Genomic DNA, 19,587 nt, shown 5'->3' with positions numbered 1-19,587 from the left:
CCATGAAAAAGCGAATACTGACAGGATGGTTGCTGGGATTATGCTTTGCTGCAAGTGGGCAGCAAAGCACCCAATACAGCCAATATATGTTCAATGGCATCTACATTAACCCGGCATATGCGGGGTACAAAGAGCAACTCAATTTACATGCTTTCTACAGGTCACAGTGGACTGGCTTCCCCGGGGCTCCCCAAAGTTTTTCCGTTGCAATAGATGCCATTGCCAACGATGGCAATGTTGGGCTTGCATTTCAGCTGGCAGGAGACAAAATGGGCGCACAGCGCAATCTTGGTGGGTACGCCAGTTACGCTTACCGCATCCGGACGAATGCAGATGGCAGCGGCAGATTGGCCCTTGGGCTGAGTATAGGCATTGTGCAGCTGGGGCTGGACGGGTCCAAGCTGGAGACGGTTGAACCAGAGCCAGGTATGCCAACCGGGCTGCGTACCAAAATTGTTCCTGATGCCCGTGCAGGAATTTATTATTCTGATGATCGTTTTTACGTGGGTGCGTCTGTAGACAACCTGATTACCCAGTACATAGACATGGACCGTTTCTTTCTGCCGCAGTCAAAGTTACATAGCTATCTAACGGCAGGTATGCTCCTGCCACTAAACGAACAAATGCAGCTTAAACCCTCCTTTCTGCTGAAGGACGATCTGGCAGGCCCTACTTCACTGGACCTTACCCTGTTCCTGCTATTCAGAGACCTGATATGGGTGGGTGGTTCATACCGTACGGGGGTTAAGCTTTACAAAAAAGATTACTTCCAACCGGCACTCACTTTTCGTAACGCTATAGTGGCAGCCATTGAACTTTTCCCGATCGAAGGCCTTCGAGTGGGGTATGCCTATGATATTTCCGTTGGGCCATTGGAAGGCTATAGCGGCTCAACACACGAGATATCTATAGGGTACATGTTCAAAAAAAAGGATGTTGTAGTGACTTCACCAAGGGTGTTTTAAATGATTCAAAAATGACAAGATTTTATAGTATCGTTCTTTTCTTCTTATTTGTTGGTGTGCAGGGATATGGTCAATATATTCTAAAGAAAGCAGATGAATTTTATGATCAGTTCCGATACGCAGACGCAATACCTTTGTATCAAAAAGCTTATCAGTCAAAAATTACACTACATGCAGCAGAACATCTGGCAGATTGCTACAGGCTAAACAATGATTATCAACAGGCGGAGCATTGGTATGAAATTGCCATTACCTTACAGGAAAGCAAAGCCCGGAACCGACTGTATTATGCCAGAGCGCTTCACAACAATGGCAAGTTCACCGAGGCCAGGCAGCAGTACACAGCGTACGCGGAAGCCGATAATCTGGCAAACCGGCCACAGGTAGAAGCATGGATAGCATCCTGTGATTCAGCCAGGTGGTGGATGTCGAGCCCCACTGGCACGGAGATCACAAATATGCTAAAATTCAATTCTCCGGCAACCGAGTGGGGCATAATGCCATACGATAGCGGTCTCGTTTTTGTTTCTGATCGATTGACCATCGAAAAAAGAACTAACAGAAAGCAATTTCTGAAGTTCGATTTGTCCGAAATGCCTGACCACCAACGTTTTCCATGGACCGGTAACGGCTACCAGCGTTTATACGCCAGTGTTGTCTACGATACCACTGTCCGGGGCTTTTCAACGATTGATCCACAAAATTTTCATGCAGAGGCCTATCACATTGGCCCTTGCTCTTTCAGCGCCCATGGCCGGCAGGTGTATTTTGCTTTCACCCCTGTATCAGAAAAAAATCCCAAAAGTACAGCGAAGAAAATTATTGTGCGTACAGGGATCTACTACAGCGAAGTGGACTCTTCCGGCAAGTGGTCTTCCCCCGCTGCAGTGCCTTTCAATGATCCCGGGTGTGACGTAACCGACCCTTTTGTAAGCCTCGATGGCGGCACCTTATACTTTAGTGCAAATTTCCCTCAGGGGGCAGGCGGGATGGACATCTATTACAGCTCCAGACTTTCGAACGGGTCCTGGGGCCCCCCGGTCAATATGAAGGTGATCAATACACCAGCTAATGAAAGAACTCCATATATGACGAGCGATAGTGTTCTGTATTTTGCCAGTGATGGGCATATCGGGATCGGAGGGTTGGATATTTTCCGTCTTCAAAACGATGGTATATACAATCTTGGATTTCCGGTCAATTCTCCACAGGACGACTTTAATTACATTGTTGTAGATACAGTGGGTGTTGCCTATTTTACTTCAAACCGGTATGGAGGGGCAGGAAGTGATGATATCTACCGTGCGTACACTCCGCCAATGAACAAATATTTGTACTTGAGTAAAGTTGTTGATGTAATGGGGGACCCAATTTCCAGTGCAGATGTAGCAGTGAAAGGTACATCTTTAAAAACAGTAACCGCTGCAGACGGTAAATTCAATTTCACCCTTGAGAAGCAAAATTCTTATGCGTTGAATGTATTGGAGCGCGGAAAAGCCGTTGGATGGATGCAGGTCAGTGAAGATGGTACCAGTTCACCGGCAAACCTCATAAAAGTTGAAGTAAATCGTTCTTTCAGACTCAATATCCACTATGAATATAAAGACTGGAGTGTCAGAGACCAGGATAACCCTTCCTTGGACCAACTTGCGGCTTTTCTAAAAACGCATCCCGACGTTTACATCGTTGTTGCTTCATTTACAGATAGCCGTGGTAATGATGAATACAACATGAAGCTATCGCAGAAGCGAGCCGGATCTATTGTAGATTACCTGGTTTCAAAGGACATCGATCGTGGCCGTCTGAACCCGATCGGTTATGGGGAGACCCGTCTTTTGAATAAATGTGGCGATAATGTTGATTGCACTGAAGAAGAGCACCAGCAAAACCGCCGTGCTGAGTTTTGGGTAGTAAAACAATAAGGTGCAAATTTCATTCTGAATGTGGCGCCTAACCGGGATGACGAAAGAAACAGGTTTTAAAACGATCGTGATCACAGAGAACAGGGCGAATGTATCGGCTTATACTTTAGAATATTTCGCGGATAACAAGTGGCATGCTATTGCAGAAGGTATCAATACTTCCCGCATCAAGGTGCATGCTTTAACCGGGTGTATGGAGAAGAAGTGCGCATTAAGTTTGACACTTTCCGCCGTTCACCGGCCATTGCAGTATAATGAAAGACGTTAAACTTTCTTCTTCCGTAATACCCTGTATTGTTCCGGAGACATATCCATGAGCTTTTTGAACAGGCGGGAAAAATAATAGGGATCATCATACCCAATTGATTTGGCGATATCCTTGATCTTAATAGATGCATCATAGAGTAACTGGCAGGCCTTCTGTAGTTTCAGATGAATGAAATAATCGATGGGAGACATGCCGGTTGCTTTTTTAAAGAGATTGGAAAAGTGGGAAGTGGATAACTGGTGGCGTGCTGCGAGTTCTTCTACAGACGCTTTCAATTCCAGGTTATTGCGCATGAACAGGATGGTTTCTGTAACTAGGTCCGGTTCCTTGCCACTTTGCTGTTCCATGTGTTTTTCAGGATAGAGGAAAGTAGCCAGGAAATAATGCAGGCAGAAATTGGCATTCATCAGGTTATCCTTGCTATAGCCCATTTCGAGGCTCTGGTACATGTCTTCCCAGATCTTAATGGACTTCTCATTAAAGGCGATGTCCCTGGGGCCGTCTTTCTCCGTGATCTTCAGGGAGGCGTTGAATGTTTGCATATCCTTGCCACTGTAATGTACCCAATAGATGGTCCAAGGATCCTCTGCATCTGCACCATAACGCATATACTGTGAAGTAGCGGGGATCTGGATGAACTGGCCGGGGCCAACATGATATTGTTTGTTGCCTATGATATACCAGCCTTTTCCCCTGAGGCAATAAATGAGGATATTATCTGCACAGCCTTTCCTGCGTTCCCGGAAATGATAGGCCGCTTTGGGAAAATACCCGATGTGTGTGATGTATACCTGTGTAACAGGTGAGTTGTTCTTATGGATGATGTCCGGCAGGCTGATCAGCTTTTGCCCTTCAAATCCATCTCTTCTTTTTTGAATGACTGTGTTCATGCGGGTGAAAGTCTATATGGTACACTGTTCTGCCTAAAAGTAACCAAAATACCTCAGAAGCCAAAGTGCAGGTGGATAGTCCATTAAGGTTGTAGCATACTCTATTTCAGGGTTTGGGTTTTAGGGATATCTTAGCCTTATGATAAAAAGGATTGCTGTTAGTGATAGGCGCTTTCCGCTCAGTAAAGGTGCGGGTAGCGATGCCATACACCGGGACCCTGTTTACTCTTATGCGGTAACGGAGCTAATGGATGACAAGGGAAACGTGGGAACAGGTTTTGCTTTTACACTGGGAGAAGGAAACGACCTGGTTTGTAAAGCTGCGCAGTTCTATGCGGCGCAATTGGAAGGCAGGGATATTGAAGAGATCATGGCGGACTTTGGGAACATCTTCCGCCAGTTATCTAATGAACAGCAGTTCAGATGGCTGGGCCCTCACAAAGGGGTAGTGCATCTGGGACTGGCTGCTGTAACCAATGCCTGTTTTGATCTTTGGGCTAAAAAGCGTGGCCTGCCTTTGTGGAAATTATTGACGAGCCTTCCTGCGGAAGCTATCATCAACACACTGGACCTTTCTTATCTCGAAGATGAACTAACGCGGGAAGAAGCCCTGCAATTACTGAAAAGCAATCGCAGCAGTATGGCAGACAGGGAACAGATCATTACAACCGGTTACCCGGGATATGATACTTCTGTAGGCTGGTTTAATTATTCTGATGAGGAAGTACGGGAGAATGCAAAGAAAGCAGTGCAGAACGGTTTTTCTGCCATGAAGTTAAAAGTAGGATCGGCAGATGCGGAACGGGATATCAGGCGTGCGCATATTGTAAGGGAAGCAGCAGGCGATGATGTGAAGATCATGCTGGATGCTAACCAGCAATGGACTTTGCCACAGGCGATGAAGATCTGTAAAGTATTACAGTCTATGAACCCCTACTGGATAGAAGAACCTACCCATCCGGATGATGTACTGGCACATAAAGTATTGGCAGATCACATTGCACCTGTTAAACTGGCGCTTGGAGAACACGTACCTAACAGGATCATTTTTAAGAACTACCTGCAAACTGGCAGCGCTGGTTTCATTCAGGTGGATGCTGTGAGAGTAGGTGGGGTGAGTGAATTCATCACCATCAGTTTATTGTGCCGCAAATTCGGTATTCCGGTAGTACCGCATGTGGGAGACATGGGGCAGTTACATCAGCACCTGGTGTTGTTCAACCATATGGCCATAGGACATGAAGCATTGTTTTTAGAACATATTCCACATCTACAGCAGCATTTTGTACACCCGGTGAACATCAGGGATGGTAGATATATCACTCCCATGGAAGCTGGCAGCAGCTGCGATCTGAAAAAGTAAATATGATAAGTCATCTTGATCTTACCATTGCAGGCATTTACATTCTGGCCATCCTGTTCATCGGGTTATGGGCAGGTGCCGGGAATTTTAATAAAGGCGCCAATGAATATTTCCTGGCGGGGAAACGTTTAACATGGCCATCCATCGGGTTGGCTTTGTTTGCTACCAATATCTCTACGGTGCATCTTGTAAGCCTTGCACAAAGCGGGTTTGATTCAGGATTGCTGAACGGCAATTTTGAATGGATGGCGGTATTTGTGCTGATCACCCTTGCTTTATTATTTGTTCCTTTTTATATCAAGTCCGGCGTATCTACTTTGCCGGACTTCCTGGAGAAGCGGTATGATAAAGCTTCGCGGGATTGGCTGGCGGGTGTTTCTGTTGTGTCTGCCATCATTGTACATATTGCATTTTCTATGCTGGCTGGTGGCATTGTGCTGAAAACACTTTTTGGTATGAACATGTACCTGAGTGTGATCATCATCTCGCTTATTACGGCGGTATATACCATCGTAGGTGGGCTGCGGGCTGTGGTGATCACAGAATCCATACAAACAGTGGTATTACTGGGTGGCGCTGTGATCATCAGTATTGCTGCGTATTACAGGATGGGTGGATGGCATGAGATGAAAGCTGTATTGCAAAGTGGCGGAGAGCTGGAGAAATTATCTATGCTCAAACCGCATGGCGATAGCAGTGGCATGCCCTGGTATGCTGTTTTCCTGGGTTATCCCGTAATAGGCATCTGGTATTGGTGTGCGGACCAGACCATCGTGCAACGATTACTTGGCGCAAAAGATGAAGATCATGCAAGGGCTGGTGCGTTGTTCTGTGGTTTCCTTAAAATATTACCGGTATTTATTTTTGTGTTGCCGGGTTTACTGGCCTATACTTTATCTAAAGCAGGATTGCTGGATGTGAGCAGTATCACTTCCGTTGTAGATGGTAAAACGGTGGTAGAGAGCAAGGGTATTTATACTTTAATGATCACGCAATTATTGCCCAGCGGATTGATCGGTGTATTGGTAGCTGCATTATTATCAGGTTTGATGAGCCAGGTGTCTGGTGCCCTGAATGCAGTATCTACTATTGTCACGTATGATTTTTACCAGCGGTATCATCCCGGTGTGGCGGATAAAAAGCTGGTAAGGATGGGGCGGCTGGTAGCGGGAGGGGCATTGGTCGTTTCCTTATTCCTGTTGCCTTTGCTGAATAGTTACGAAAGTATTTTTGTGGGATTGAATGATATCATCGCACACATTGCGCCGCCTATTACCTGTGTGTTTGTATTGGGGATTTTCTGGAAGAAGGCATCTGCTGCGGCGTCTAAATACACTTTGTGGATCGGTTCTGCTTTGGGGGTAGGTGTATTTATTTTCACCAAAACTTATCCGGCTTCTCTATTAGGGCAGATCCCTTTTATGCTGATGGCCTTTTACCTGTTCTGCTGTTGTGTGCTGGTGCAGGTGGTGTTCTCTTATATTTATCCGGTGCAGCATACAGCGGAAAGTGCGCAGTTGTATTGGAAATCTCCATTGGAACCTTTGAAACATCAGGGATGGAAGGGACTGGCTAATTATAAAGTACTATCAGCCTGCCTGCTGGGGATCATGATCGTTTTATACATACTATTCAAATAAAGAAAATGCGACAATTCATACTGCTGCTGTTACTTGTATTATCTGCCTGCGGGCCTGGTAAGGTGCAACGTTATGGTTCCGTTACCGGTTTAAAACCGGAGAAGCTGGGCTATTACAAGGAATTGCATGCCAATGCCTGGCCGGGTGTGTTGAAGAAGATAAAGGAATGTAACATCCGGAACTATTCTATCTATCTGCAAAAGATAGAAGAGCAGTATTTCCTGTTCAGTTATTTTGAATATACAGGGAAGGATTTTGATGCGGATATGAAGAAGATGGCGGCGGATACCTTAACACAAAGATGGTGGAAAGAAACGGCGCCCTGCCAGCAGCCATTGCCGGAGTCGGCTGCAAAAGGGGAAACATGGACAAACATGGAAGAAGTATTTCATGCTGATTAAAGAAGATGTATGCAAGCGTTAAAAGATAAGGTCATATTCCTCACCGGTGGCTCTATGGGCATTGGGTATGAATGTGCAGTAAAATATGCGGAAGCGGGTGCCAAAGTGGTAGTGGTGACGAATGATCAGCTTTCCCTGGAAGCTACAATGGCAACATTAGGCCCGGATCACCTGGGTGTTTTATGTGACGTTACAAGGGGAACGGATGTACAAAGTGCGATACAAAAAACGCTTGACCGTTTTGGGAGGATAGATGCTATTCACAATAATGCAGGGATCGCAGATCCGTCCAAACCATTACATGAAACTACGGAGCAGGAATGGGAGAAGGTGTTTGACACTAACCTGAAAAGCGTTTTCCTTACTTGTCGATTTGGGATAGAGGCCCTGAAGCTTACGAAGGGTTGTATCCTTAATACCAGCAGCCTGGTGGGATCTATCGGGCAGGATAATCATGCGGCGTATGCTGCAACGAAGGGGGCGATGAATGCGTTGACGAAATCTATGGCCATTGATTATGCAGTGTACCAGATCAGGGTGAATGCTGTTGCACCTGCGGGTGTGTGGACGCCGATGTTACGGCAATGGAGTAAGGAGCAGCCTAATGATGCAGCAGGGGTGGATTATCTGAATAATATCCATTTGCTGGGGTATTGCCCGGAGGCGGATGTGATTGCAGATGTTTGTGTGTTCCTGTTGTCTGATAAGGCGCGATTTATTACGGGGCATATTATGCCGGTGAGTGGGGGCGCGGAATTGGGGTATAGGAGGCTTGCTAAATAATCGTTCTAAAAGTCAAATTAACCCTTCCCTCTGCCACCTTTAGCTCTTTGGGAATACTGTGATACCAATGATGCTGTGTGGCTCCTTTCATTAACAGAAAACTGCCGTGTGTTAATAGTATTTTTGCTTTGAGGGTTTTATCCACCCGATGTTTTAAATGGAAAAACCGTGAAGCGCCAAAGCTTACGGAACCAATAACAGGATTGTTGCCCAGTTCTTTTTCATTATCTCTGTGCCAGCCCATGCTATCTTTTCCATCCCGGTAATAATTCAATAATACGCTTGTAAATGTATGCCCGGAGATGTTTTCTATCTTTTCTTTTATGAAGCGTAATTCCGGTGTCCAGGTATGTGGTGTCATGGTGATGCCGGTATAGCTGTAGGCTTTATCTGCATCGCCGTACCATGCGGTGAGGCGGGGTTGCATGATCTCTTTGCCCATGATGAATATGGGTTCCTGTTTCCATGCGATGTTTTCTATCAATGCGGTGCAGAGCTGATCACTTTCTTCCGGGCTGAATAATGCCGGGTAGAAATAGACTTCTCCATCAACAGGTATCAGGTTTTCCATTGTTTATATTTTTCGGGCAGGCAGTGGCCGCAGGGCCTGTATCCTTCGGCCAGGGCTTCTGCTTCATCTTTAAAGAATACACGGTTTTCCATCTTCATCCGTTTGCCGGAAGAACAGGTGAGCAGGCCATATATTTTGCCTTTCTTATAACCGGCAAGACTTATCTCTCCTTTACGGATAAGTTCGCCCAGTTTATTTCCCACTTGTGTATGGAGTATCATCCTGCAAAGATAGGGCTCGTTTCTAACCGGGTAAACCCGAATCTTGCGGATAAGGATCCTGATCAGGTGTTAAATTTAACAAATCCTTCTAAACTTATAGCTTAATACCCCTGTTGATCATGTTAGGTTTGACGGTGCTCTTTTTTAACAGTTTTAAAAAAAAACAGGTAATGAAAAAGTTAGTATTGTTAGTGGCCATCGTGATGGCGGCGGGGACTATGTATGCACAATCTGCATTAGCCATTGTTGGAAAAGACAAGAAAGAAACCCGAAAGGAAAAACATGCGCATCGGGTTGCTTTGAGGGCACTGGAAGGGAAGGATGTCAGTTATCAGTCCAAGGGAGCGTTTGGGGTAGATTTTGGGAACATGCCGGATGTACAATGGACGAGGTCCGGTTTTTATGATGAGGCTACTTTTACGGGAACGGATGGGAAGCAGATAACTGCTTATTATGATAATACATCCTCGTTGGTAGGTACTACTTCTCATCGGGAATTTAGTGATCTGCCGGCCAGTGCGCAGAAATATATAGCTAAACATTATCAGCATTACGCGGATGGGCCTGTGCTGCTCTTTGATGACAACGAGGCCAATGATACAGATATGTTGCTGTACGGGACACAGTTTGATGATGAGGATATGTATTTTATTGAAGTACGGAAAGATAACAAAACGGAGGTGTTGAAGGTGGCGATGGATGGGTCGGTGTCTTTGTTTAAAGAGTTAAAGTAATACTATGGTTGTTGGCTGGTTAGCCAGGAAGCCCTCCTTTTGGAGGGCTTTTTTTATTTTATTTTGGTAGTATACCCTTTAATCAAAGAAAGTCCCGAACATCCTGTCCCATAGAGAAGTACTTACGCCAAATCCTCTTTCTTCACTTTTGTAATGATGCAGATGGTGATTGCGCCATAAGGGTTTCATGAACTTAAAGGGCGGGTTTCAGGCATGGATGGCATAATGGATGCTGCCATAGATGAGGTAACTTCGCAATTCCATCTCCTATAATTTTTTTGTATTCAGTAGCTTTCTCAGGGCTAGTATGATCGCTATAATTAACATTGGCTTTTTGAATACAAAAATGAGGAGATGGGGCCTGGGGGCATGAGAATTTTTCTTGAGTTGCAGGATTTTGACCTTGAAACGTAAGATTCGGCTGTTGAAATAGTTCAGGCAGCAGGGCTGCTGCCTGAATGTTATTACTCAAAGAACTGTAACACCTTTTCATCATAAGCCCGTTGGGCGGATGCGCTCATATTGGTGAAAGCTTTTGCCAGTTTGGTGAGCTGGATCACTTCATTACAGATACCGGATAAGATAGCCGGAGGGGTTTGATTCCTTTGTGCCATCAGCTGGTCTGTGGTTTTATTTTTACCCCAGTAAGCACCGAGGAATTCATCGTATTCTGCTATCGTTACTTTTATGGCAGACAGTTGGCTGGCCCATATGTTTTTGTTAGCCATGGCTTCCTGTACTTTTATGGGGTAGAGTACAATGTTATAAGCAATATCCAGAGGGCGGGTATCTTTTCCACTGCCGGCTTCTCCATGTTCTACAACGGGTAATGCTTTCACCTGTGCATCCAGTTGTTCATCCAGGTTCTTATACAGTGCTGCGAAATGTTCTTCTGTTTTAGTCTGTAATGGGGCTACTGTCTGACTTAATTCCTGGCGATGATTGAAGATGCCTGTTATCTTCTGATCTATCGTAATAGTCAGCGCTGCATTGCTGGTTTTTTTTGGTTCGTTGTCCACAAAACCATTTTCTTTTTTGAACAGTTCATATTCTTCCTGTTGCTGCGGTACGGTCATGTGATTGAACTTGGCGGCGAAGGTGGCATCTTTGAGCATCTTCTGGGTGAATGCTTTTTTAGGATCGCTTTCCTGGCCGTTATAGGCGGAAGGGTTCTGTTTCATTTTTTCAGCCATCTTTTTGGCGAGGGCTTGTCTTTCTTCGGGGCTCATGTTCTGGAGTTTTTCCAGTCCGCCCATTTGCTGGATCATTGGGTTGTTCTGCAGGTCCTGTTTGGCTTTGTAGGAGTTGGGCATGGTGGTGAAGGAAGCAGCATTCTTCAGGATCTCTTCTTTTAACTGCTCCTGGTAGGCTTCTACCTTTTTAATGTAAAGGGCAAAGATATCCTCACCGGGTTTTGCTTTCATGGCTTTTTTTGCGGCATGAAGGCTGATAATGGGTTCCGGCATATCTGCAATGAGTTTCATGAATTCTCTGTCCAGTCCTGCGGAGCCGCTCGAAGCAGGAGGCAGGTATGCTTTTTTTCGGTCGTCTATTTCCTTTTTCATTCTGGCGGTTTCTGCATCCAGAAAGGCTAAGCCGATATCCGTGGCTTCTTTCAGTAGCTGGTCATCTGCTACTGTTTTGATCTCTTTGGCTTTTGCGATATCAACTTTGTTGATGGCCGAGAGTGCCTCGTCTAAACGTTTTTTAAAATTGGGGGCGCTTTTTTGCGCGAAGGTGCTGGAAACAAAGGTCATCAGAACCAATGTTAACAGCCAGGGGTGCCGCTGTTGCATAACAAACTTTTTATTTTTTATTTATTGGCGCAAGTAAGCGCTTCTTAGCGGGGTGGCAATAGTAACATTGGTTTAACTGGGGATTTGGCGGTATGAATTAGCTAAAATAGTGTATTTTGTATAGGTCTATTCCCTATCTGTCACCTCAAAACCTGTACTATTATGGAAACTTCTAAAACTATCTTATTCGTGACCGGCGCATTTGTTACCCATCATTGCTGGGATGAATGGAGAACGTATTTTGAAAGCAAAGGTTATAAAACATTGGCCCCGTCCTGGCCATTTAAAGATGGGGATGCGCCTACGCTTCGGAACAGGCAGCCGAACGATACTGATCTTGCTGCTTTAACGCTTTCGGAAGTGATTGATTCTTATGCGAATGTGGCTCAATCATTACCTGAGAAGCCGATCATTATCGGGCATTCATTGGGAGGGTTGATGACGCAGATACTGGTGAACAGGGGGCTTGCTGCTCTTGGGGTGGCTATTCATCCGGTGCCGCCACTGGGGGTTTTTCCTTATGAGTTTTCCTTTTTGAAGGGTGGGTGGAAATCTTTGGGTTTGTTTACTTCTATGAAGAAGACTTACCTGATGTCTTTTAAGGACTGGCAGTATGCTTTTGTGAATGGGCAGCCTTTGCAGGAGCAGAAGGCGGCGTATGAGCAATTTACGATTCCTGAATCTAAGACTGTGGCGAGAGGGGGATTGAGTAGTGCGGCTAAAGTGGATTGGGATAAACCGCATGTTCCTTTGTTGATTACCTCCGGGAGTTGGGATCATATTATTCCGGCGCATTTGAATGCGCGGAATTTTAAGAGGTATCCGCAGAATGGGTCTGTTGTGGAGTATAAGGAGTTTCCTGGGAGGAATCATTTTGTGTTGGGGCAACCGGGGTGGAAGGGGGATGCTGATTATGTTTTGGATTGGATTCAAAAACATTAGCAGGGTGTTTGCCGCGCAGCAAAGGGCGGTATTTTTTTTTCTTTCTTATGGGAAGGTTTCTTTTTGAAAGGGCCTTTTTTGTAAGGCGTTTGCCGCGCAGCAAAGGGCGGTGTTTTTTTTCTTTCTTATGGGAAGGTTTCTTTTTGAAAGGTTTTTTTTGTAAGGCGTTTGCCGCGCAACAAAGGGCGGTATTTTATATTTTTTATTTTGAGAAGTTTTTTTTGCGAAAGGGCCTCTTTTTTTGGAAAGAGTTCTTTTTCTTTTTTATTAAATTAAAAAAAAACCCCCTTACACATTTGTGCAAGGGGTGTTAATATTTTAAGGGGCTCTACTTATTACCAGTGTTCTTAGGATGTTTTTCTTTTGCTTCTTCAAAATACTTTTGTAAGGTCATTTTGTGTTGTTCGAATTTTTCGGGGAGGAGTTCCAGTTGGAGGATGCGATCCAGGCGGAAGGCGCGGTAGTCTTTTCTTAGATCACAGTAGGCGAGGACCAGCCAGTTTTCCTGGGAGCTGTTGTAGAGCGCGAAGGGTTGGATGGTTCGGGTGGTGCGTTCTTCGTTTTCTGAGATCTGGTAAGTTATTTTGGTGAGGTTGTAATTGGTGAGGGCTAATTGTAACTGGGATAGGTATTTACTCGTTTTTACTTCTTCATAATTATTCCAATAGATAACACGGGAAGAAAGCAGGTCTACTTTATCTTTTGTATGATGTGGTAATACAGACCTGATCTTGTTGATGGCTGCTGTGTATTCTTTTACAAAGGAGGCGTCTTTGTCCTTTATGATGAATTGTTCTGCAGTGATGAGGGCGTTGGCTTCCGTTTCTGTGAACATCACAGGCGGGAGGCGGTATCCTTCCATAATGGAATATCCTTTTCCTTCTTCTGTAAGGATGGGAACGCCGGCTTGCTCTAAGGCTTTGATATCCCGGTAGATCGTTCTTACACTTACTTCAAACTTCTCTGCCAGCGAGGTCGCCGTGACCAGGCGTTTGGTTTGTAGTTGTATCAATATGGCCGTGAGGCGGGAAAGGCGTTTTAAGTCGTTATCGATCATCGGTTAAATTCAGCTTTAAATTTAAGCAAGATTATGCAAGTCTTATCAGTAATCCTTCGTTTCCATTCAAATGAATTTCATCACTGACCATACTGCCTTCTATTTCCGGAGCAGTAGCTATTTCCACGATTCCTTTCAAAGAGAAATTAAATAGTTTGAACTGGCAGGGCTGTGCTGTTAAGTTCAATACAATAAGGAATAAAGGAGCGCCTTCCAGGCTTCTTGTAAAAGCAAGCATCTGATCATCTGCATGTACGGTTGTATACTCACCAGCTGCCAATGCAGGTTCATTTTTGCGTAAATGGATCAGCCGTCTGTATAAGGACAGGATGGAATGAGGGTCTTCTTTTTCAGCAGCCACATTGATGTGTGCATAGTTTTCGCTGAGCCTGAGCCATGGTTTGCCTGTTGTGAAACCTGCATGTTGTGTATCATCCCATTGCATGGGTGTGCGGGACGGGTCTCTGCTCAAATCCTTACCGGGCATATTTAGTCCTTGCGGGTCCTGTATTTCATCCAATGGGATGAGTACATCCTGCATACCTATTTCATCACCATAATAAATGGTAGGTGTGCCGCGTAAAGTGAGCAGGAGCATCGCCGCGATCTTCGCTTGCTGATAACCTGCACGGGTGGCAATGCGGGGCCTGTCGTGATTGCTCAATACCCAGTTGGGCCATCCTGTGGCCGGTAATGCGGCTTCATATGTTTCAATAGCGGTGGCGATCTGTTTTGCATTCCATGGCAGGGAAAGTAGCTGGAAGTTGAAGGGCAGATGCGCTTCTTTCTGATCTGTGCCATAATAGGCCATCAATTGCTGTAAAGGCAGATATACTTCTGCGATCAATACTCTTTCGTCATCATATTCTTCCAATACATTCCTCATTTTACGGGCTATATCATGTACTTCAGGCTGCTCTGTAGAATACGTCTGCAAGAGTTGTTCGAAATCCGGCATGTGATCTCCGTAATCAGGATTGGGCAGGTTATCCCGGAATTGACTGTCTTTTATCACATACCATAATACATCTACCCTGAATCCATCCACACCTTTCTTCAGCCAGTACCGCATTACATTGAGCATGGCTGTTTCCACTTCGGGATTCCGCCAGTTCAGGTCCGGTTGCTCTTTGAGGAAAGCATGATAGTAGTATTGCTGTGTATTTTCATCCCACTCCCATGCGTTCCCTCCAAATACACAGAGCCAGTTGTTTGGCAGGGAACCATCCTGGCAGGCATCCTTCCATATATACCAGTCGCGCTTTGGATTAGTGCGGGAGGAACGTGATTCGAGGAACCAGGGGTGTTGATCGGATGTATGGTTAGGAACGAAGTCCAGCAGTATTTTTATGCCTCTTTCATGGGCGGCTTGCAGTAGTGCATCAAAATCTTCCATGGAGCCGAAGAGGGGATGGATGCCGGTATAATCACTTATATCATAACCAAAGTCTGCCATCGGGGAAGGATAGATGGGGGAGAGCCATATTGCTTCTATGCCCAGCCATTGCAGGTGATCCAGTCGTTGAAGCACTCCTTTCAGATCACCGATCCCATCTCCGTTACTGTCCTGGAAAGACCGGGGATATACCTGGTAAATGATCCCTGTTTGCCACCATTTGTTATTGCTGATCGTCATATTGCTTAGGCTGCAATATTTCTGCCAATAAAAGGACATCGCTTGTTTTTTACTATTTTTATGCCATGTCTGAAACAGTTATTGCCCTTCATGCGGTTAAAAAGAGTTACCAGGATACCCCGGTGCTGGATATTGCCTCCCTGGCACTGATCCCCGGTATTTACTGGTTGCAGGGAGAGAATGGCGCAGGGAAAACTACCTGCATGAAAGTAATGGCGGGCCTGATCCCTTTTAAGGGAGAGATCGTTCTGAACGGAAATGTGAGCAGTCGCCAGCATCCTGTTCAGTTCCGCCGGCTCATCAATTATGCGGAGGCAGAACCTTTGTATCCATCTTTTCTCACAGGGCGTGATCTGCTGGAGTTGTACCTGAATACTAAAGGTGGGGACAGGGAGCAGATCCGAGCCATCAGTGAAAAGCTGGGCATTGATGTGTTTGTGAATAACCCGGTAAGCAGTTATTCCAGCGGTATGCTGAAGAAGTTATCCCTGCTGCTGGCTTTTACGGGTAATCCTGTATTGATCTTACTGGATGAACCATTGATCACGATCGATGTACAGGCCCTGCGGGTACTGTATGACCTGATCCGGAGTTACAGTGCAAAGGGCGTTACGTTCTGCATTACTTCCCATCAGCCAATTGATCCGGCAGAATTGACGTTAACAGGTACGCTTAAAGTGGCACATAAAAACATTACGCTCAACTAGTATGCGTACAACTATTCAGATCCTTCAGAAGATATTTACCCAACGTTTTTATATTCAGAACACGGGATTTTTCCTGGTGCTCTTCTACCTGCTCTTTGGTGTGGTGGATGGGGGGAACCTCATCAGCTATCATACTTCCCTGATGCTGGGTTTCCTGGGCAGTTATACTTTCCTGCTCATCGTGTTATTGTTATGGGGTTTGTATGCTTTGAAGTGTGTTGGTTTTATCCTCAAAACATTTCAAACGCCGGGATATGATTTTCTGTATCCTACCATGGGCAGCATTCCGAAAGCAACACGCGGGCGTATCTGGTTGTTACTGCATATGGCCATTTATATGCCGGTGCTGGTGTATGCAGGCATTGCTTTAGGCGTGGCCGTTACACATGGGTTCTACCTGCCGGCTGTTATTATTGTGGTGTTCAATGTGGCGATGTGTATATGGCCTTTGCTGGTATATGAAAGGAAACTGAACCATCCGGATGTGCTTTTCTTTACAGGACATCTGCAACGCTGGCTGAACCGGCATTTTACAAAACCGCCGTTATTGTTCTTCCTGTATGAACTGTTTACGAATTATCCCCGGCGGATCTTCAGTGTGAAACTGTTTTCTGCGGGTGTGCTCTGGCTTACTTTTTTCCTGCTGGGGCAGATGGAGTTTGATCTCCGCGGTTTACAACTGGGTATTATACTCAGTGTATTACTGCATATGCAACTAATGCTGCATCACCGTTCTTTTGATGACAGCTACCTGAACTTTGTACAGCAACTGCCGGTTCCTTTGTGGAAACATTACCTGCGGGTGATGGGGATCTATTTTTTGCTGTTTGTACCGGAGATGGTCATGATCACCATAAACGCTAAAACATCCCTGCCCGGATTACTGACCTGTTTTGCGGTGGCGGTATCTTTGCTGGTGCTGTTCCGTTGTTTATTATACTTCTCTAAAGTGGATGCGGAAATACATCTGCGTTATGTATTGATCATTTCATTCGTGGTACTGTTCATGATACTCGGAAAGTACGAATGGCCGGCTGTCCTGTTGTTACAGACAGCATCGGCCATTATCTTTCTTGCGAAATATCGTACCTATGAACCATTACCTAAAATGGAATCATAGTGGTTATGTTATGGGTGGGTACATTCGTGGAAGCTGTCTCCTGCGGGATAGCTGAATGTATTCACCAGTTTCCAGCGTGCTTTGTATAACCCCAATGCAGTGTTGCTATATACTACTGCACTGTTGATATCCAATATCCTGTTCGTTCTCCATGTTTCTCCTCCTGTATTATTTGCCTGGGCTATGATGGTTTGATAACCGCTGGGCCCGGAAGAAACTGTTTTAACAGAACTGATGGTCTTTTGCAAGGTGAATGCGCCGGTGGTTACATTGAACTTGTAAATGTGCCCTGAATTGGTGAGCCAGAGATCTGTTGTACTGCCATGTACAGGGAACAGGTCATGAGCATTGCCCTGGGGCATGGTGTAAGTAGTGATGAGGGTTAGCTTCGGAGCTGCGCAACTGTTATTATAGGAATATACCCTCAGCTTGTTGAGGCCGGCAGCATATAATCGCTGGCGTGCATGGTCCCATACTACGTTGTGCACATCGGGGAAAGCGATCTGGCCTGTTTGTGCGGATGCATCATTGATGTACGAGTCTACTGTAAAGATCATGAGGTAACCGCCTGTGGAGGATGCGGTGACTACATTACCATTGGGCAGCAACTCTGCAGAGTGGGTATTCCCTCCTGCATAGTCGAACCAGATGGCCTTTTTAGAGGCAACACTGATCAGGGCCACACCTCCGCCGGAAGCGGTGGCCAGGATGTATTTGCCATTGTACACCAGTTTGGCTTCGCTGAGGTTGGAGAACCAGCCCTGGGCGCCTGAACTGATCATGGCATAAGCCGCGTTGGCTTTCCATTCCCAGGTGATGGCATTGCCGTTGGCAATATCCACCATAATGATACGGGCATTCTTTTGATCGCAGATGATGATCTCTTTGGGTGTGGCAGCTGCGGCAGCCACATCTGATCTTTCTGTTCCTGTCTGGATATTTTCGGGCGCTTCAGTTTTCTCGCGTTTGCAGCTCAGGGCAAGCATTAAGGATGCAACTAAAAATAGTGATCTCATTGGTGAAGGTTTTTTGGATGTAAACGTGAATAAATGTGGAATTTAATCTTCTTCAACAATGACGGGTTCCTATCAGTAATATAGTAACTAAAAATTAATTTTTATAGTGTTTTTGGCATTTCGTGAATTGAAAGTGGCTTTCCGTTAAACGTGCCCTTCTGTTAAAGCAACCCTGCCCTACATTTGAACCATCAAACCAAAAAACAATTTTAAACCCCCAATAGTAAAACTTTTATGAAAACAAAAAACCTTAAAGCCGTTGCACTTGCCATAGTAGCTGGTGCGGCATTATTCTCTACCAGTTGTAAAAAAGAAAACATACTGGATGAAAAAGTAAACCTGGATGGAGCGCTGGCTGGCACTGGCAATAAAGGTGTTCCTGAATTAGATGGGATCAAGTTTGCCCTGAACATTGAAAGCTATATGAATGGTAAAGTGGCAGGTTATGGTTATGCCATCTACCACGACAGGAAGCTGTATTATTATGGCAATGGCGGCGGCGGCTGGGCGCGTAAAAAAGTAGATGCGCCTGCTAATGCACATAGTATTAATACACGCCAGGGTATTGCCAGTTCCACAAAATTTGTTACTGCGCTTGCTACCTTAGCTATGCTGGAGAAGTATGAGCTGGATCTGGACGAAAAGATCTACAAGTATCTTCCTTCCAACTGGAAGCCCTGTAAAGAATTTAAAGAATTAACTTTTGCACGCCTCCTGGCTCACCGTACCGGTTTGAAAAATTATGGCGGGAAATTCTCTGATTACAAGAAAACAGTGGAAGACAGTGTGCAGTTGAACGAGTTTAATGCAAATATCAGGGACTACGACAATATCAATTATGGCCTGGTGGCAATCCTGCTTCCTTACATGATGGTGAAAAAATCACCTTCCACAGCAGATGATAATGCGTTGAAATTGATGGAAGCTTACCCCTCAGAGCTATACAGCATATTAGGTTCTTCCTTTATTCAAATTGTAAGGCAGAACGTTTTCAAACCCGGAGGCGTCATCCACTGGGATATCATGGACTACCGCGTTTGGGGTACTGATGGACCTATGACCGCAGCACAGGGGACTTTAGGATACCCGTCTGTTAACGGCACCGAGAAAGGAAACCAAAAAGGAGATGAACGTGCGAACGGCGGTGCAGGTGGCTTGTATATCAGCCCTTTGGAATTTGCCCGCATCCAGTTAGCGGCTACTGATGGTGCAATTGTAAGCAAGGAAGGTTATCTGCGCATGCGGACCGAGTTACTTGGTTTTGATGGTGCAGTAAAGGGTGCGCATGGCAGATATACCTGGAAGAATGGCGGTGCCAATAATCACGAAACCATGATCTTTGATTTCGGCAGAACACAGGTAGCTGTATTTGCGAATTCAAACCTCAGTGAGATCGGCAATGATCCAAGCATCCTGGCAAATGCATATGATGCAGCCTGGGTTACTAAATAAATAATCACCTATTGAATGAATGAGTCCCGGGGGCATTAAGCCTCCGGGATTTTTTATTAAGTGAAATGGTGGTTCTGTTAATTCAGGGCCCCATTTTCCTGTT

The 19,587-nt window shown here is 45.4% G+C and carries 20 protein-coding genes; 12 read left to right on the top strand and 8 right to left on the bottom strand.

Translation table 11 applies throughout. The features are described 5' to 3' along the window. Positions 1-2: 2 nt before the first annotated feature. The 3 genes from GFS24_RS11710 to GFS24_RS11700 are packed head-to-tail and all read left to right on the top strand — an operon-like array spanning position 3 to position 3,155. Entirely contained in the window at positions 3-965 is a 963-nt protein-coding gene (locus GFS24_RS11710; RefSeq protein ID WP_153659740.1) for a type IX secretion system membrane protein PorP/SprF, read from the top strand. A gap of 11 nt (positions 966-976) precedes the next feature. After that, complete coding sequence (locus tag GFS24_RS11705; protein WP_153659739.1) at positions 977-2,887, top strand: OmpA family protein; 1,911 nt, start codon at positions 977-979, stop codon at positions 2,885-2,887. 19 nt (positions 2,888-2,906) lie between these two features. After that, positions 2,907-3,155, top strand: coding sequence for a hypothetical protein (locus tag GFS24_RS11700; RefSeq protein WP_153659738.1), 249 nt, complete (start codon positions 2,907-2,909; stop codon positions 3,153-3,155). Here the strand turns inward: GFS24_RS11700 and GFS24_RS11695 are convergent. Continuing rightward, positions 3,152-4,045, bottom strand: coding sequence for an AraC family transcriptional regulator (locus tag GFS24_RS11695; RefSeq protein ID WP_153659737.1), 894 nt, complete (start codon positions 4,043-4,045; stop codon positions 3,152-3,154). The genes GFS24_RS11700 and GFS24_RS11695 overlap by 4 nt on opposite strands. A gap of 139 nt (positions 4,046-4,184) precedes the next feature. Between GFS24_RS11695 and GFS24_RS11690 the strand changes: the two genes are divergently transcribed. From GFS24_RS11690 to GFS24_RS11675, 4 genes are read left to right on the top strand one after another with little or no spacing between them, the layout of a single operon-like run. Further along, on the top strand, positions 4,185-5,408 hold the full coding sequence (locus GFS24_RS11690; protein ID WP_153659736.1) for an enolase C-terminal domain-like protein: 1,224 nt from the start codon (positions 4,185-4,187) through the stop codon (positions 5,406-5,408). A gap of 2 nt (positions 5,409-5,410) precedes the next feature. Continuing rightward, positions 5,411-7,048: a sodium:solute symporter gene (locus GFS24_RS11685; RefSeq protein ID WP_153659735.1), complete on the top strand. Its 1,638-nt coding sequence runs from the start codon at positions 5,411-5,413 to the stop codon at positions 7,046-7,048. A 5-nt stretch (positions 7,049-7,053) separates the two neighbouring features. After that, positions 7,054-7,449, top strand: a complete 396-nt coding sequence (locus GFS24_RS11680) for an L-rhamnose mutarotase (RefSeq protein ID WP_153659734.1) — start codon at positions 7,054-7,056, stop codon at positions 7,447-7,449. A gap of 9 nt (positions 7,450-7,458) precedes the next feature. Then, positions 7,459-8,232, top strand: a complete 774-nt coding sequence (locus tag GFS24_RS11675; protein WP_153659733.1) for an SDR family NAD(P)-dependent oxidoreductase — start codon at positions 7,459-7,461, stop codon at positions 8,230-8,232. Here GFS24_RS11675 and GFS24_RS11670 read toward each other — a convergent pair. Beyond that, positions 8,225-8,803, bottom strand: a complete 579-nt coding sequence (locus GFS24_RS11670) for an alpha-ketoglutarate-dependent dioxygenase AlkB (RefSeq protein WP_153659732.1) — start codon at positions 8,801-8,803, stop codon at positions 8,225-8,227. The genes GFS24_RS11675 and GFS24_RS11670 overlap by 8 nt on opposite strands. Further along, the gene (locus tag GFS24_RS11665; RefSeq protein ID WP_153659731.1) at positions 8,791-9,024 is read right to left on the bottom strand and encodes an Ada metal-binding domain-containing protein; all 234 of its coding nucleotides are present in this window, start codon (positions 9,022-9,024) and stop codon (positions 8,791-8,793) included. Before GFS24_RS11665 ends, GFS24_RS11670 begins: the two co-directional genes overlap by 13 nt. A gap of 170 nt (positions 9,025-9,194) precedes the next feature. On the opposite strand from GFS24_RS11665, the gene GFS24_RS11660 reads away from it, so the two are divergent. After that, positions 9,195-9,758: a hypothetical protein gene (locus GFS24_RS11660; protein ID WP_153659730.1), complete on the top strand. Its 564-nt coding sequence runs from the start codon at positions 9,195-9,197 to the stop codon at positions 9,756-9,758. Between the two features lie 78 nt (positions 9,759-9,836). Here GFS24_RS11660 and GFS24_RS29185 read toward each other — a convergent pair whose 3' ends face one another. Together GFS24_RS29185 and GFS24_RS11650 are read right to left on the bottom strand one after the other, a co-directional pair. After that, positions 9,837-9,947 (bottom strand): sterol desaturase family protein, encoded by a 111-nt coding sequence (locus GFS24_RS29185; RefSeq protein ID WP_253906436.1) that lies wholly within the window; start codon positions 9,945-9,947, stop codon positions 9,837-9,839. 275 nt (positions 9,948-10,222) lie between these two features. Further along, positions 10,223-11,554 carry a hypothetical protein gene (locus GFS24_RS11650; RefSeq protein ID WP_153659729.1) on the bottom strand — a complete coding sequence of 444 codons (1,332 nt, stop codon included), beginning with the start codon at positions 11,552-11,554 and terminating at the stop codon, positions 10,223-10,225. Between the two features lie 162 nt (positions 11,555-11,716). On the opposite strand from GFS24_RS11650, the gene GFS24_RS11645 reads away from it, so the two are divergent. Then, positions 11,717-12,496: an alpha/beta hydrolase gene (locus tag GFS24_RS11645; RefSeq protein WP_153659728.1), complete on the top strand. Its 780-nt coding sequence runs from the start codon at positions 11,717-11,719 to the stop codon at positions 12,494-12,496. A gap of 328 nt (positions 12,497-12,824) precedes the next feature. On the opposite strand, the gene GFS24_RS11640 is transcribed toward GFS24_RS11645, so the two are convergent. Further along, positions 12,825-13,553 (bottom strand): YafY family protein, encoded by a 729-nt coding sequence (locus tag GFS24_RS11640; RefSeq protein WP_153659727.1) that lies wholly within the window; start codon positions 13,551-13,553, stop codon positions 12,825-12,827. A gap of 31 nt (positions 13,554-13,584) precedes the next feature. Then, positions 13,585-15,228, bottom strand: coding sequence for an alpha-amylase family glycosyl hydrolase (locus tag GFS24_RS11635; RefSeq protein WP_253906435.1), 1,644 nt, complete (start codon positions 15,226-15,228; stop codon positions 13,585-13,587). Between the two features lie 26 nt (positions 15,229-15,254). Here GFS24_RS11635 and GFS24_RS11630 point away from each other — a divergent pair, with 26 nt between their 5' ends. After that, entirely contained in the window at positions 15,255-15,896 is a 642-nt protein-coding gene (locus GFS24_RS11630) for an ABC transporter ATP-binding protein (protein ID WP_153659726.1), read from the top strand. Between the two features lies 1 nt (position 15,897). Then, the gene (locus tag GFS24_RS11625; protein ID WP_153659725.1) at positions 15,898-17,016 is read left to right on the top strand and encodes a hypothetical protein; all 1,119 of its coding nucleotides are present in this window, start codon (positions 15,898-15,900) and stop codon (positions 17,014-17,016) included. Between the two features lie 8 nt (positions 17,017-17,024). Here GFS24_RS11625 and GFS24_RS11620 read toward each other — a convergent pair whose 3' ends face one another. Beyond that, positions 17,025-18,032, bottom strand: a complete 1,008-nt coding sequence (locus GFS24_RS11620) for a DUF6528 family protein (RefSeq protein WP_153659724.1) — start codon at positions 18,030-18,032, stop codon at positions 17,025-17,027. A 234-nt stretch (positions 18,033-18,266) separates the two neighbouring features. Here GFS24_RS11620 and GFS24_RS11615 point away from each other — a divergent pair, with 234 nt between their 5' ends. Next, positions 18,267-19,484 (top strand): serine hydrolase, encoded by a 1,218-nt coding sequence (locus GFS24_RS11615; RefSeq protein WP_153659723.1) that lies wholly within the window; start codon positions 18,267-18,269, stop codon positions 19,482-19,484. Positions 19,485-19,587: the final 103 nt, after the last annotated feature.

It is taken from the genome of Chitinophaga sp. SYP-B3965 (assembly GCF_009647655.1).
Taxonomy (GTDB): Bacteria; Bacteroidota; Bacteroidia; order Chitinophagales; family Chitinophagaceae; genus Chitinophaga.
Note: the sequence above shows the minus strand (reverse complement) of the source record. Positions and strands in the feature narration are given on the sequence as shown.